The organism is Synergistaceae bacterium (assembly GCA_017450125.1).
Lineage (GTDB): Bacteria > Synergistota > Synergistia > Synergistales > Aminobacteriaceae > JAFUXM01.
In genome coordinates this window covers 1-14,472 of sequence record JAFSWZ010000010.1, presented here as the reverse complement: position 1 = coordinate 14,472, position 14,472 = coordinate 1, and the positions used below count along the sequence as shown (strand labels likewise).

The window sequence follows — 14,472 nt, the reverse complement described above, 5'->3', positions numbered from 1 at the left end:
AACTAACTTTATTGCGATATACTTTCTGCATTCCAATACAATTTATCAAGGGGGTAAATTCATCATGAAAATGGGACTCGTCCCGAAACTCATCATCGCTATTATTGTCGGCATCCTCATCGGCCTGTACATGCCCTTGTGGGTCTGCCGTACGGTCGTAACCGCATCAGGAATCTTCAGCACGTTCCTGAAGTTCGTCATCCCGCTGATGATACTTGCGTACGTTACGATGGGCATTGCTGACCTCTCGCAGGGCGCAGGCAAACTCCTCATCATCACAGTTATTCTCGCTTACGGCTCAACCCTCATCGCAGGCAGCGCGTCATTCGTTATCTCCGATACACTCTTCCCGAGCTTCATGAGCCCCGACGCTCTGGCCAAGATTCAGGAGACAGCGGACAAGTCTGTAGCCTCGTACTTCTCGCTCGCTATTCCTCCGCTCCTCGATACGCTGTCGGCGGTCGTGATGGCATTCATGCTCGGCCTGTGCCTCTCCGCAATGAAGGGCAAAGAAATCGGCATGTCTCTCTACAACGGCATGAAGGACTTTTCCGGCATCATTGACAAGGTGCTCAATAACGTAATCGTCCCGTTCCTTCCGCTGTACATCTGCGGGACGTTCGTTGACATGACGTACTCAGGCAAGACCTTCACGATTCTGGGCATCCTCTGGAAGGTGTTCCTTGTCGTTATCGCAATGCACCTGTGCTACATCGTTATACAGTTCTTCATCGCCGGAGCAGTCAGCGGCAAGAACCCCATCAAGCTCATCATCAACCAGATACCCGGCTACGCGACGGCACTCGGTACGCAGTCTTCAGCCGCAACAATCCCCGTCAACCTCAAGTGCGCGGAGCATGACGGCATCAGCGCGGAGATCCGCAACTTCGTCGTACCTCTTTGCGCAAACATTCACATGTGCGGGTCGATGATTACGATTACGGCTTGTGCTACGGCGGTCTGCATGATGAACCAGCTTCCCATCAGCCTGGCGACGGTTATACCGTTCATCATGACGCTCGGCGTTGCTATGGTAGCTTCTCCCGGAGCTCCCGGCGGCTCGATAATGACTGCGCTTCCCTTCCTGTATATGATTTTCGGGCCCGAAGCAGGAGACCCCAACGGGCCGATATGTGCAATCATGGTAGCATTGTACATTACACAGGACTCCTTCGGGACGGCGTGCAACGTTTCAGGCGACAACGCAATCGGCACTGTCGTTGACGCAATCTATAACAAGTGGATTAAGGCATGAACGTTTTTGACATCATAGGGCCGGTAATGATTGGCCCCTCAAGTTCTCACACTGCCGGTGCGGTACGACTTGGCCGTGTCGCAAATAAGGTCATGGACGGCAAGAAGCCCAAGACGCTCGACATAACATTATCGGGCTCGTTCGCGCGAACTTACAGGGGGCACGGGACAGACCGCGCGCTCTTGGCCGGAGTGATGGGCTACCACAGCTACAGCGATGAGATTCGCGACGCACTGGACATCGCGAAGAACGAAGGCATAGACTACCGCTTCATCGAGCAGGACATTCCCGGAGCACACCCCAACACTGCACGGATTCACTTCACGTTAGAGGACGGCACGGAAGGCACGGTCGAGGGTGCGAGCATCGGCGGCGGAAATATCCGCGTTGACCTCGTGAACGGAATGCGCGTAGACTTCACCGGCGAGAACAACACGATTCTTGTGCTCCACTGGGACAGGCCGGGCGTAATTGCGGACGTCACGGCGTTGATGAGGCTGAAGTACTCTCACGTGAACATCTCCAACTTCCACTTGTCGCGCAAGGAACGCGGGGGCGAAGCACTCATGACGATAGAGATTGACGGCCAGCCCGAGCCCGGAATGACTGAAGACCTGCGGGGCTTGAGCAACGTCATCAACTCGCTGCTTATCCGTGCAATCTAGGGGGTGCGAAGAATGCTGCTTAAGTATGACACAATCAGTGAGCTTGTGGATGCGGCAGGGAGCGGCAAAATCAGCGAGCTTGTGTTAGCTGACCAGTCGAAGGCTATGGACGTTTCGGCGGAAGAGATATTCGCGCGTATGGAGAAGAGCTTTGACGTTATGTGCGAGGCAGTCAGGGCAGGGCAGGACGAGCACGTCCGCTCAATGTCAGGCTTAACCGGCGGCGAGGGCTTCAAGATGAAGAACTACGCGGAGACGGGCGGCCTCTCAGGAAAGTTCATGACTAAAGCAATGTCGATGGCTCTTGCTGTCGCTGGCTACAATGCCTCGATGGGAAAGATTGTCGCTACACCGACTGCAGGAAGCTGCGGGATAATGCCGGGCTGTCTTGTGTCTCTGTTCGACGAGGGCAGAGCAGAGAAGCGCGATATAGTCATGTCGATGTTCACGGCCGGAGCGTTCGGGATAGTGATTGCGAAGAACGCGAGCATTGCCGGAGCGCAGGGAGGATGCCAGGCTGAGTGCGGGAGTGCCTCAGGAATGGCGGCGGCCTCACTCGTTGAGCTGATGGGCGGAACACCTGCACAGTGTGCGGATGCTTGTGCGATTGCGATTGCGAACCAGCTCGGGCTTGTGTGCGACCCTGTTGCGGGGTTAGTGGAGATTCCGTGCATAAAGCGCAATGTTTCCGGCGTGATGATAGCGTTCTCGTCGGCTGACATGGCACTTGCCGGGATAAAGGCGTATATTCCCGTCGATGAGTGCATAGTTGCGATGCGGAACGTCGGCGACGCTCTGAGCCCTGCCCTGAAGGAGACAGCAGGAGGAGGACTCGCGGCTACACCGACAGGACGCAGGCTGAAGGAGCAAGTATTCGGCAAGGACAGAGACGAGTGAGCAGAGTATTAGCCCTTGACATCGGCACTGTGAGAATCGGTGCGGCAGTCTCTGACACGTCGGGGATAATCGCGCAGGGACTCGGCGTGTGGAACGCTGAGACGTGGTTTGAGGATTTTGACGAGGCACTCACGAAGTATGACCCGAAGATTATTGTTGTCGGGCTTCCTTCACGCACTGACGGCAAACCCAGCGAGGCCGCAGAGAGGGTGCGCGGGATTGTCGCAGAGTTGTCGGCCAAGTACCCGGAGCGTGAGTTCACGTTGTGGGACGAGAGGTTCACGACGGTGATAGCGCAGAGGGCGATGCTTGAAGCTGATGTGTCGCGCAGAGGCCGGCGAAAGAAAGTCGACAAGGTTGCGGCGGTAATCATCCTCGAGGACTGGCTGGAAGCTAACCGCAAGTAACTTATGCCCCTTCTTGTTCAGAACAGGGAGGGGCTGTATAATACCCAGAATTTTAACCGTAAGGAGGCAGTGTTCATGAAGAAGTTTGCGGTGTTGTTGGCGGCTGTGCTGTGTGCGGCTGTGTTCTGCGGTGTGCTGTACGCTGAGGAGAGGGAAGCAGTAAAGCCATCGCCGATTGATGATACGCTGAGGAACGGCACGGAAGGCAAGACGATTGACGGCAACGGGATGATAATCCAGAAGATGAAGGACGAAAACAGAGAGCAGGGAGGCAACGATAACCAGAAGAAGGAAACGCCTGCTGCTTCGGATTACTGGCATCCTGACGCGAAGTACAGAGTTACCAAGTGGGAGGATGACGGCACTACGCTCACACTTACGGTTGAGGACAGAAACGGCGAGGAAGCAGACCCTATCATCAGCACGAAAGGCAAGCTCCCGAATGAGCGACCGATGACTCTGCATGACCAGATGCCCCTGCAGTTCACAGTCCCCGACTGGGTAGAGGTTGTGCATCTCTGGAGTAATCCCGGCTACAACTACAAAATCAATCTGAAGGACGGCAAGCTCACGGCGTTACGCAAGGCCAAAAAGGGCGACGGCAAGGCGGCATATCCCCGCAACACGGTTCTTGTGAAAGACGGCAACACTATGACAGTGTGGCTTCTGCAGTAGGAGGCGGCGGCAATGAGGAGACACAGTATTTTTCTCGCGGCGGCAGTTCTTGCGGTGCTGATGAGTTCTGCGTCATTCGGGTTTACGCGCGAAATGTACGCCGAAGTCCCGGCGAGCATAAACCTCGAGGCAGTCGAGAATCTTTTTGCCCGCGCAATGGACAAGGACAGCCCCGACCTTGAAGGCGACCCTAAAGCCCAGTACGAGCTCGGAGTTCTGTTCTTCACGATGTTCTCTGCTGTCAGATTCGAAGGGGTTTCGGAGTACGATGATGCAGATGTGTACGCAAGGGTCTTCAACATTAACGTCAACCTTCACCAAGCGGCTTACTGGCTCAGGAGAGCCGCATACAAAGATTACGCACCGGCGCAGTACATGTTGAGCCAGCTTGACTTCTGGTATCTGAACGAGCACGACGAGTCATTCATATGGCTGGACAAAGCCTCTGACGCGGGATATGCCAGAGCTCAGGCTCAGAAGGCAGACTGGATGACGCACAGCATCAAGGACACTGAGACGCTGAACCAGACGATCGAGCTTGCGACGAAGGCGGCGGAGCAGGGAGATGCTTTCGGGATGGAAGTTCTGAGCAGAATCTACAGAAACAGCAGCTATCCTGTCTACAATGAAGCCAAAGCCGACGAATGGGCAAAGAAGGCCAGAGAGGCGGCCAAGAATGACCCCACGATAAGTTTTGACGACGAAGAAGAAATCCCTGAGGGAGTACAGATCCCAGTCATCAGGAGTATAACGGAAGACCAGCAGTAGCTCACACACCATCCCCTTTCAACGAACGGAAGGGGGATATACTTTTCTCTTGACAAAGCCCCCCCCCCCTACCGTATAATTACTTACATGTCAAGTACATTGTTTATCAGGGGGAATCGAAATGAAGAAAGTCTCTCTCATCGTTCCATTGTTCAGGTCAGAAGCATTCCTGCCAAAGTTAATTGACTCCATCATCAGCCAGACATACAACAACCTAGAGGTCATCCTTGTCGATGACGGCTCGCCGGACAACAGCGGGGCTATCGCGGACGAGTATTCCGCTAAGGACGCAAGAGTGCGGGTGATTCACAAAGAGAACGGCGGCACATGTTCCGCACGCAACGCCGGGCTGGATGTCGCGTCGGGGTATTACCTTATGTTTGCCGACGGGGACGACTGGCTTGAACCAGACTGCGTGGAATACCTCGTGGGCATCCTCGAGAATAATAACGCAGATATGTCGATGACGGACAGCGTCTTCACGACTCGGGACAGAGCCCAGAACAACGAAGACTTCATCAGAGTGTGGGACAACAAGCAGGCTGTAGCGGGAATCATCAACAAGTCTATTCCTGTAGGCCCGTGGAACAAGTGCTACAAGATGGAGATTGTACGCAATCATAATTTGTCGTTCTCTGTGCCGTGGTTCGGTGAGGGGCTGTACTTCTCGACAATGTCTGCGATGTATTCCGAACGCGTAGCTGTGGGACACAGGCGCGTCTACAACTACAGGCTGAACAATCCCAACAGCGGCTGTACAGTGAAGGAAGTCAGGCACGGCATGAACGCTCTTAGGAATATCCTGTACATCAGAGACTGCATGACGATCAGCAGCCCGGAAATCACCGAAGCCTTCAACTGGCACATATGGGCGAATAATTTTCTCCTGCTGAACTACATTGTGTGCGCGGGGCAGAAGAAGGAATACATGGAGGAGTATCTTTCTGCCAAGTCTGAGATGAGGAGGCTGTTTCCGCTCGCGATGAAGAACAGGTTTCTTCCGCTCAAGCAGAAGGTGAAGATGGTTCTTGCGACACTCTGCCCGGATTCTGCGGCTCGTTATCAGCAAAGGCGGAGCATCAAGGCTTTCAGGAAGGACACAACGCAGTAGACAGGATAATGCCCCCTTACTTCTTCAGCAAGAGGGCATTGATATTATTATACTTTACGTTATCGGCGCAGGGTTGAAGATGCACAGGAAGTTATGCAGTCCGTACTGTTCCGTGTACGGCTTCTTCACTCCGCTCGCAACATCCACAATGAACCTGAACAGCTCCGTCCCGACCTCCTGAATGGTCTTCGTGCCGGTAACAACCTCTCCCGCGCTGATGTCGATAACATCCGGCCACTGCTCCTTCATCTCGTTGCGCGAACACACCTTAATCACCGGCGCAGCAGCAAGCCCGTACGGAGTTCCTCTGCCCGTCATGAACACCTGAAGCCCGATGCCGCTCGCAAGCTGTGAGGGCCCGCACACCATGTCGCTGGCAGGCGTGGCCGCGTAAATCATTCCGTGCTTCGTCGGACGTTCCGCAGGCGAGAGCACCTCAACGATTGGTGATGTCCCGCTCTTCGCGATTGAGCCCATAGCCTTCTCGACGATGTTGCTCAGTCCGCCCTTCTTGTTGCCAGGCGCAGGGTTCGCGCTCCTGTCGACTTCTCCAGCGTCGAGGTACGCATCATACCAGCGCATCTCTTCCGCCAGCCTGTCCCGAACCTCAGCACTCACGCAGCGTTCTGCGATGAAGTTCACGCCGTCCCGGACTTCCGTTACTTCGCTGAACATCACAGTAGCTCCCGCCTGAACGAGCATATCTGCCGCGTAGCCAGCACTGGGATTCGCCGACACGCCAGAAAACGCGTCGCTTCCTCCGCACTGCATCCCAACAAGCAGTTCGCTCAAAGGCAGTTCCTCGCGCCGCCTCTGGTCAAGCACAGCCAGCTTCTTCTCGGCCAAGTTCATGATGGCATTCAGCATCGCGTCATAACCCTTGCACTCCTGAAGGACTACTACGTTATCCGGCGTGTTGTTCTCAGCTCCGACTAGCATATCAACCGTCAGCTTCTCGCACCCTAACGACACGACCATTAACTGTCCGCCGAAGTTCGGGTGTCTGGCTATGTTGCGCAGTGCACGAATCGGGAACTTCGCATTGGGCGCGTTGATGGCTACCCCGCAGCCGTAAGCATGATTCACCGCTACGACATCATCAACGTTCGGATACTTGGGCAGAAGTTCGCGCTTGATGCGTTCTACCGCGACGTTCAGCACTCCCTGCACACACTGAACCGTCGTCTGAATGCCGAGAATGTTCCTCGTGCCTGCGTAGAAGCCGTCGGGATTCCTGTAGCCCATGAAGGTCTTGACGGGAGCTTCAGGAAGATCCGTGCGGATGTTCGTTCCCCAAGCCATATTCTCGACCGACGGAGAGACCGGCAGACGTAACATGTGCTCGTTTATCCATGCACCGCGCTTTATCGGGTCAAGTGCGTAGCCCAGAACAACGCCGTACCTGATAATCTCTCCGTCCTTCGGAATGTCTGTGAGGGCGAATTTGTGGGCCTGAGGTATGTCGTCCAGAAGAAGAAGGCCCGGCATTATCTCCGTTCCCGCTTTAACGTCGTGCGTTACTACTGCAACGTTGTCGCGGTCTGTAAGTTTCACGTAATCCCGCAAAGTTTTTCCCCTCCTCAATAAATCTGCTAGCCGCGAAGTATCTCTGTGTTCGCCAGCTTCTCGTAGAACAACGCAAGCGCGCTGTGGTCGTCCTTTCCGTGCCCGTCAGCGTGGACAATCTTCATCATCTCGAACACCTGAGCCGTCAGAGGCATCGGAGCATCCACAGACTTGGCCGCGTCAAAAACGTTGTTCAAGTCCTTGATGTGCAGGTCAATCCTGAAGCCCGGCACAAAGTTCCTGTCCATTATCATGGGAGCTTTCGCGTCCATTACTGTCGAGCCCGCAAGGCCGCCTCGTATCGCCTGATAGATCGCCTCAGGGTCAACACCCGCTTTCTTGCCGAGCATGAGAGCTTCACTCACCGCCGCAATGTTCACCGCAACGACTGCCTGATTACACAGCTTCGTAACGTTCCCTGCCCCGACCTCACCGCAGAGCACCACGCTCGAACCCATAGCCTCAAGCACCGGCTTTATGCGCTCGAAGACTTCCTTCTTGCCGCCGACCATGAAGCTCAATGTCCCGTCAATGGCCTTCGGTTCTCCTCCGCTCACAGGAGCATCGAGCATCTCTATTCCTTTTGCTGCTAAGGCTTCCGCTATCTCCTTGCTGGCGATGGGGTTGATACTCGACATGTCCACGAACACCGCGCCCGGCTCCATGAAGTCAGCGACCTTGTTGTCGGTGAGCATTACGCTTTTGACGTGCGGGGAGTTCGGCAGCATCGTGAGCACGAGTTCCGTGCCCTTCGCGACATCGGCGGCGGTCTCTGCGGCTTTAGCCTTCCCTTGCGAGAACGCAACTACCTCGTCAACCGCAGGCCTGCTCCTGTTGAACACGGTGAGCTCGTGTCCGGCCTTGATGAGGTTCTTGGCCATAGGCTTGCCCATTATCCCAAGTCCGATAAATCCTATCTTCATTAACGACAGTTCCTCCTTCACATGAATCTTGTTGTGGTAAAATTGTAACACGCTACCTAGTCTGTTCCGCAGAATCAGTATACTTTGAATTGTACAGTTTCTTAATCTGGTATACAATTCTTCCATAATCCAGAGGAGGCACTAAAAATTTTGAGCGATTGTATTTTCTGCAAGATAGCTGGCGGCGAAATACCCGTTGATTTCGTCTACAGTGATGACAATGTTGTAGCCTTCAATGACGCTAACCCGCAGGCTCCTGTTCACGTTCTCGTGATACCCAAGCAACACTACGCCTCCTCGCTGGCGGTTGATGATCCCTCCGTTTGGAGCAGCCTCATGGAAAGCGCAGTGAAAGTTGCCCGCTCTCTCGGCCTTGAAGACAAGGGCTGGAGAATGGTGATCAATACAGGAGAACAGGGCGGACAGACAGTACCCCACCTCCATTTGCACTTATTGGCAGGCCGCAATCTCGGATGGCCTCCGGGATAACTTCCCGCCAAGCTGTACAGGTAATACCCGAAGGGAGGGAAACGAACCATGACCACAGTAACCCGCAAGGACGGCGAGTCGCTCGAAGATACCCTGAAGAGATTCAGGCGTGAAGTTGCCAGAGTAGGCACACTCAGAGAAGCTCGCAAGCGCGAACACTACGAGAAGCCCAGCGACGCGAAGAAGATCAAGCGCGCCGAAGCTGCCCGCAAGCGCAAGAGTATGCGCCGCAGAAGTATAGGCTAGACACTCACTGAAGGGGGGCTGAGAGATGCTCCCCTTTTTTTGTTACCCGCAAGGAGGATAAATAACAATGTCGTTGACAGAGACAATTACCCATGACCTCACGCAGGCCATGAAAGCACGCGAAGAACCCACGCTCTCGACGCTGAGGATGCTGAAGTCCGAGCTTCAGAAGCTGCAGGCCGACAAGGGCAGGAGCTACGAGATAACGGACGCGGATGTTCAGGCGGTCATCAAGAGGCTCATCAAGCAGAGGAAGGATGCCGCAGAGCAGTATTCTGCAGGAGGGGCAACGGAACGTGCAGAAGCAGAACTTGCTGAAGCGAAAGTGCTTGAACCATACCTGCCCAAACAACTGGGCGACGAAGAGCTTGATTCTCTGATAAGAGAGACTGCGGAGAAAATTTCAGCCTCGAGCGTCAAGGACATGGGCAAACTGATGAAGGCTGTCATGTCTAAGATAAAAGGTCTCGCTGATGGTGCAAGAGTGAAGGAGAAGGTTACTGCGTTCCTGAACAAGTAATCAAGGTAAGACGAAAGCCGGTCTTTTTGAGGCCGGCTGTTGTATTTTGAAGGGTTGTGTGAGAAAAGTCTGTTTACTGGATTGATTGAGCCGGAATTTTATACCCAAACTCACAATCTGTCAAATTAACGCTTTACAAAACAGACACCGGGTGCTGTGAAAAGCATCCTGCTTTTCAGGAACAAGACCGCGATTGCTGCCATTCCTGCGATGCCGGAAGTAGTCATGCAGCCTCCGCTTCCGCCGCCGCCTTCGTCGCCCTGCGGGGCAGGTGTGTCGGGTGTCGGCTGAGGTTCTACGTAGCCTTCCGGCACAGTGAATGCCTTGATGCACGCGTTGCACGGCCTGCCCTTGCCGTCATCAGTGATCGTTGCTCCGTCCTTCCAGTCCGCATCTCCGGGAATACTCGAGGCTTTGGCGAAGTAGCTTTCTCCGGCATTAACGCTGGCGGCCCTCACTGTTTCGGGGTCTTCCACTGCGCTGGTGTAGTCATACGCAGACCCCTTCTCGCACTTCAGGATCACAGCAAAATAGTCGTTGCTCTCAAGATCAACTGAAGTGCTCAGCTCAATCGTGTGGTATCCGGCGTAAGGCATTATCCCGGAGGCTGCTTTCTCTTTAGGCACGCCGGGATTAACAGGACGGTTTTTCCCCAGCTTGTTGATGTAGACCTCGTAGGGAACGTTGTTGTCTGTCGTGGTGAAGGCTATTTCCCTGATGGTTTCCTTGCCGTCCGCCCTGAAGACATTTGCTGACCAGCGGAAATCGTTGCGCCCCGCCTGTGTCAGGACATCGTAGCCCTTGTGCGTGAGGCCCGAGTCTTTTGCGGCAATGAACACCGCACAGTCTCCTATCGTCTGCTCGTAGGACATCCAGAAGTACCCGCCGTCTCCGCTGCCTGTGCCCCAGCTGTTGCGGATAAGCCACGCGCCGTTCGACGAGGGCGTGTTCTTGAAGTTGGTGCGGGAGTAATCATCGTCCCAGCCCACAGCATCGACCATGTGCCCGTAACCCTTTGAGGTATTGTAGTAGTACGAAGCACCGGCAAGTTCTCCCTTCTTATGCTCGTAGGCAAAAGTAACTGCCCCGTACTGCTGGATTAATCTCTTGATTTCCTCCCTGTTGTTTGCGTTCACTGCTCCTATGTTGTAGGCCTCTTTGAGCCTGATAGCGTTAGGGTAATCTTCGGGATGCCTTGAAGGAGGATTGTTCTCTATGCTTGCGGCTTGGCTGTAGGGCATATCGTTTTCTGAGGCAGTGCCTGCGCGCGAGAGGAAGGCTATAGACTGCGAGCTGTTGCCTCCCTGCTCGAGTGTAGGTTTCTTCTTATCGTCGAGGGGGTACGAGTAGCCTTCTCTGGTGTCCTTGTAGACGAACCACGCCTGATGAAGCTCTGAGGTGTCCGGCGCGGTGCTGCCGAAGCCCTGAGCAATGTAGCTAGTCTCGAGAGCTCCCAGTGATGCGAAGCTCCAGCATGTGCCGTAAGGGGTCTGATTCCTGACCTGCGGGAGAGTCCCTGACGTTCGCGGGTCATGCTTGGAGGAGGCCTTGAAGGCTGACGCTGGGGTTACCGTGCCTCTCGGAGGATTGTCCGCGAGGTGGGAGAGATCCAGAGGGTCAGGGGTATCGCCGTAGAACTCTGAGCCGTCGAAGTACGCTTCCGGGTCTTCGAGGTAGCGCAGGTACTCGGAGTTCATCGGTGCAAAGTCGGCCTCTACCGGCTCCCACTCGCAGATGAATGACCACATAGATGGGTCGATGCCGTTATGGCTGTTGGTTGCGTCGTTCCAGCCCCAAGAATTGTCGCTGTCTTTGGCGAGGATGAGGTAGTGTTCTTCGCCGCCCTGATTGTTGGGCTCGCCGGTGTGCCATTTGGTGAACGTGAAGTCTTCACTTGTTACCCATTTCCACGAACCTTCCTGTTCAGCGTCAGATGCCCCTAGCCAGTACGGACGGTCTTCATCCGCAGACAGCAGACTCACTACAATGTCGAACTCTTCCTGAGAAGTTATTGTTGCGAGGTGTCCGCCGAGAGATTCGCAGTAGGCTTTGGCTTCGGTCCACGTCATGGGGAGGTCGAAGACGGTGTACTTGTGGCTGGAGAGCGGGGAAGATTCGGGTGTGGTTGGTGTGGTAGGAGTATTAGGGGCTGGAGTGTCCGGCGTTGTCGGAGTAGTCGGTGTGTCTGATGTATTGCCCGAGATAGTTACGTCCATTGTGCCGCCAGAACCAGCGTATCCTGTGTTATAGGAGTACTTAACAGAGGCAGGAAGTGAAGCGAAACGTGCAATACCGCCCGCGTATGTTGTGGCGATGTTAGAACTAATGCTGTCTCTTCCCTGAACCCCTGAGACATTCGAAAACTGGCTGCTATTCATGTAGTTACTGAACTCGAGCTGATAGGGATATGATGAGTCGCCAGTGTTGGAGATGATGAGTCCTTTCTTCCCTTGTGGAGAGCTGTTCAGCCTCCTCAAGGCAGTGTTGCGGCTCACGTCCAGCGTCGTCAGCTGGTTGTTGTCGCATACCAGATACGTCAAGGCGGTGTTGTGGCTCACGTCCAGCGTCGCCAGCTGGTTGCCGCCGAAGTTCAGTGTCCTCAATGCGGTGAAGTACTCTATCCCTTTCAACGAGGTAATTCCTAGACTTCCCATGTAAATACTCGTAATATTCGCTATCTCCGCATCGCTCAGAGTTCCGTCGTTATTCGTATCAAAATTACTGCTAACGTAGTTCTTGAATATCTCATCAGGAAAATTAGTAGCATTTATCGCCACATCTGCCCACGCTGAGTTCTCAATCACGGCAAGACACACCACCAGCATAACCGCCAGCCTCTTCCTCCGCTTCACCAGCAAGCCCGGCAAGCACACCGCCGCCGCTAGCATTCCTTCAGCCGAAGCATCACATCCTCCGCCTCCGCTGTCCCCTCCTGACTGCTCAGGTGTTACAGGGTTTGACGGCGCAGGTGTCTCAGGGGTCTCAGCCACAGCCTTCACCGTGAGCACAAAACTCTTCGTGTCAGTCCCTCCTGTCTGCCTCATCATGGCCTGAACCGTGAACGGAAACTCTCCCGTACGCTCCGGCGTTCCCGTGAGAGAACCAGCACTCGACAGCCCAAGTCCCGGAATATCTCCGCTCACTATTGACCACGAGGAAGAGTACTGCCCGGATGCTGTGAACTTGAAGCTGTACTTCGTCCTCTCGTACGCCGCCGGAAGCTCTGCCTGCGTAGTCAGAATCACAGGCCCGCCCTCAATCTCCGACGACGGAAGAACCGAAACCGTGAACTTCTGCGAGTCCGTCCCGCCGTAACGATCCGTAACACTCACCGTGATGTCGAACGAGCCCGACTGAGACGGTCTTCCCGCAAGCCTGCCTGATGACGAGAGCGTCAATCCCGGAACTTCTCCCTCATCAATGCTCCATGTGATGCCTGATTTCAGGGATGCGCTCAGATAAAAGCTGTACGACGTATTCACGTACCCCGTAGGAATATCTGCGTTGGTTGTGGTGATTATCGGGCTTTCGGGCGATGACGACGGCGACAGTATCTCCAGCGTGAACGTCTTGGAGTCGCTCCCCAGCGTATTGCTGACTGTCAGCGTGAACGTATACTTTCCCTCAGCCTTCGGAGTGCCGGATATTTTCCCCAGAGTACCGTAGAAATTAAGACCGTCAGGAAGTTTCGCCTCGTCATCAATGCTCCATCTGAGCGAACCTGTACCTGAAGCCTCGAGGCTGCAGTCATACTTTCTGTTCGCATACCCGCTCACGAGTTCAGTCATCGTGATTTTCGGGAAAGCGTTGAACGCTACACTCATTACGTGCTCTGAACCTGTATCGTAGTCGTAGCAGAACCTCACGGGCTCTTCGCTGAACGAAGCAACCCCTGAAGCAGTGTCATAGTCTGTCAGTACGTTGGCAGACTTGGTGTTGTACCCTTTGACGCTCGAGGAGATGATTCTGCTGAGGTTCGCGGAGCTCAGGCCGCAGTCATTAACGAGGTCAACGTAGTATGTCCCGTCCCCTCTTGCGTGTGAATTAAGGCCGCTGATGTTCTGCACGGATACTACCGCGTCGGTTAATGCAGTGTGTAGGCTCAGATCAAGAGCCCTAAGGAAATTGTTAGAGCATTTGAGTTCCTTAAGTGCCAGATTGCTGGAAAGATCGAGAGCACTAATGCCGTTGGAAGCACAGTCTAATTCCTTGATTGCGGCATTGTTCCTGAGGTTGAGGACGCTGAGGTTGTTTCTGGCGCAATCCAAGTACATTAATGCTCTGTTGCTGCTCACGTCAAGTTCTGGGAGTCTGTTCATGGAACAAGACAGTCTTGTGAGTGCCGTGCATGTGCTGACATTGAGGCTCTCCAAGCTGTTGGCCCAGCCGTAGATTCTTTCGAGCCTAGTGCAGCCCGTAACATTAAGGTTCGTGAGGCTGTTGAGGGAACATAACAAAGCTCTTAGGTTAGTACACCCGCTCAAATCAAGATTGATTAGGCCGTTGTTCGAGCAGTAAAGGTAACGCAGGGATGTAAAGTGTTTTATCCCCGTCAGGTCTGTTATGCCCTTACTGCCGATGTACATACTATCTGCTGATGCTATCTCCGTACTGCTCAGCACTCCGTCCGAATCTACGTCGAACGTGCTGCTGATGTATGTCCTGAATATCTTGTCAGGGAAATTCCCTGCCGTTATGGCGACGCTTCCGAATGCTCCTGATGCCGTCGCACACAGAAGCATCATTACGCACAATATCTTCTTCATGATTAACAATACCTCCAGTGAAAATCTTGCGTTATGTTTCACCGAAGCCCGCGCAAACGCACAGGCACACTACTAGCGCGCTGTACCGTTAATCGTCAAGGGGGGTGTGAGTCGTGAAGCGAAGTGATGATAGGAGTGTCGACGCACAAAAAGGCGCAAGCAAGCAAGCAAGCAAGCAAGCAAG

At 54.2% G+C, this 14,472-nt stretch carries 13 protein-coding genes; 10 read left to right on the top strand and 3 right to left on the bottom strand.

The window, feature by feature from the left end:
- Positions 1–61 precede the first annotated feature (61 nt).
- The 7 genes from IJT02_00890 (at position 62) to IJT02_00860 (ending at position 5,778) form a co-directional block, all read left to right on the top strand.
- The gene (locus IJT02_00890; protein MBQ7543478.1) at positions 62–1,255 is read left to right on the top strand and encodes a dicarboxylate/amino acid:cation symporter; all 1,194 of its coding nucleotides are present in this window, start codon (positions 62–64) and stop codon (positions 1,253–1,255) included.
- Complete coding sequence (sdaAB, locus tag IJT02_00885) at positions 1,252–1,920, top strand: L-serine ammonia-lyase, iron-sulfur-dependent subunit beta (protein MBQ7543477.1); 669 nt, start codon at positions 1,252–1,254, stop codon at positions 1,918–1,920. Before IJT02_00890 ends, sdaAB begins: the two co-directional genes overlap by 4 nt.
- Before the next feature lie 12 nt (positions 1,921–1,932).
- The gene (sdaAA, locus tag IJT02_00880; protein MBQ7543476.1) at positions 1,933–2,817 is read left to right on the top strand and encodes an L-serine ammonia-lyase, iron-sulfur-dependent, subunit alpha; all 885 of its coding nucleotides are present in this window, start codon (positions 1,933–1,935) and stop codon (positions 2,815–2,817) included.
- Positions 2,814–3,224, top strand: coding sequence for a Holliday junction resolvase RuvX (gene ruvX / locus IJT02_00875; GenBank protein MBQ7543475.1), 411 nt, complete (start codon positions 2,814–2,816; stop codon positions 3,222–3,224). Before sdaAA ends, ruvX begins: the two co-directional genes overlap by 4 nt.
- 75 nt (positions 3,225–3,299) lie before the next feature.
- Entirely contained in the window at positions 3,300–3,899 is a 600-nt protein-coding gene (locus tag IJT02_00870; GenBank protein ID MBQ7543474.1) for a hypothetical protein, read from the top strand.
- Between the two features lie 12 nt (positions 3,900–3,911).
- Positions 3,912–4,667, top strand: coding sequence for a sel1 repeat family protein (locus IJT02_00865; GenBank protein MBQ7543473.1), 756 nt, complete (start codon positions 3,912–3,914; stop codon positions 4,665–4,667).
- 121 nt (positions 4,668–4,788) lie between these two features.
- Positions 4,789–5,778 (top strand): glycosyltransferase, encoded by a 990-nt coding sequence (locus IJT02_00860; GenBank protein ID MBQ7543472.1) that lies wholly within the window; start codon positions 4,789–4,791, stop codon positions 5,776–5,778.
- 54 nt (positions 5,779–5,832) lie between these two features.
- Here IJT02_00860 and garD read toward each other — a convergent pair whose 3' ends face one another.
- A complete protein-coding gene (garD, locus tag IJT02_00855) occupies positions 5,833–7,344 on the bottom strand; it encodes a galactarate dehydratase (protein MBQ7543471.1) in 1,512 nt (503 codons plus the stop codon).
- Between the two features lie 26 nt (positions 7,345–7,370).
- Positions 7,371–8,393, bottom strand: coding sequence for a 2-hydroxy-3-oxopropionate reductase (gene garR, locus IJT02_00850; protein ID MBQ7543470.1), 1,023 nt, complete (start codon positions 8,391–8,393; stop codon positions 7,371–7,373).
- Between the two features lie 21 nt (positions 8,394–8,414).
- On the opposite strand from garR, the gene IJT02_00845 reads away from it, so the two are divergent.
- From IJT02_00845 to IJT02_00835, 3 genes are all read left to right on the top strand, one after another.
- On the top strand, positions 8,415–8,756 hold the full coding sequence (locus IJT02_00845) for a histidine triad nucleotide-binding protein (protein MBQ7543469.1): 342 nt from the start codon (positions 8,415–8,417) through the stop codon (positions 8,754–8,756).
- Between the two features lie 48 nt (positions 8,757–8,804).
- Complete coding sequence (locus IJT02_00840; protein ID MBQ7543468.1) at positions 8,805–9,002, top strand: 30S ribosomal protein S21; 198 nt, start codon at positions 8,805–8,807, stop codon at positions 9,000–9,002.
- A gap of 67 nt (positions 9,003–9,069) precedes the next feature.
- A complete protein-coding gene (locus IJT02_00835) occupies positions 9,070–9,522 on the top strand; it encodes a GatB/YqeY domain-containing protein (GenBank protein MBQ7543467.1) in 453 nt (150 codons plus the stop codon).
- Between the two features lie 125 nt (positions 9,523–9,647).
- On the opposite strand, the gene IJT02_00830 is transcribed toward IJT02_00835, so the two are convergent.
- Positions 9,648–14,288, bottom strand: a complete 4,641-nt coding sequence (locus IJT02_00830; GenBank protein MBQ7543466.1) for a putative Ig domain-containing protein — start codon at positions 14,286–14,288, stop codon at positions 9,648–9,650.
- Positions 14,289–14,472: the final 184 nt, after the last annotated feature.

Excerpts from the sequence above, each read along its gene's own strand:
- IJT02_00865 (MBQ7543473.1), top strand. The coding sequence starts at position 3,912 with ATGAGGAGACACAGTATTTTTCTCGCGGCGGCAGTTCTTGCGGTGCTG.
- IJT02_00830 (MBQ7543466.1), bottom strand. The coding sequence starts at position 14,288 with ATGAAGAAGATATTGTGCGTAATGATGCTTCTGTGTGCGACGGCATCA.
- sdaAB (MBQ7543477.1), top strand. The coding sequence starts at position 1,252 with ATGAACGTTTTTGACATCATAGGGCCGGTAATGATTGGCCCCTCAAGT.
- IJT02_00835 (MBQ7543467.1), top strand. The coding sequence starts at position 9,070 with ATGTCGTTGACAGAGACAATTACCCATGACCTCACGCAGGCCATGAAA.
- garR (MBQ7543470.1), bottom strand. The coding sequence starts at position 8,393 with ATGGAAGAATTGTATACCAGATTAAGAAACTGTACAATTCAAAGTATA.
- sdaAA (MBQ7543476.1), top strand. The coding sequence starts at position 1,933 with ATGCTGCTTAAGTATGACACAATCAGTGAGCTTGTGGATGCGGCAGGG.
- IJT02_00870 (MBQ7543474.1), top strand. The coding sequence starts at position 3,300 with ATGAAGAAGTTTGCGGTGTTGTTGGCGGCTGTGCTGTGTGCGGCTGTG.
- IJT02_00840 (MBQ7543468.1), top strand. The coding sequence starts at position 8,805 with ATGACCACAGTAACCCGCAAGGACGGCGAGTCGCTCGAAGATACCCTG.
- IJT02_00860 (MBQ7543472.1), top strand. The coding sequence starts at position 4,789 with ATGAAGAAAGTCTCTCTCATCGTTCCATTGTTCAGGTCAGAAGCATTC.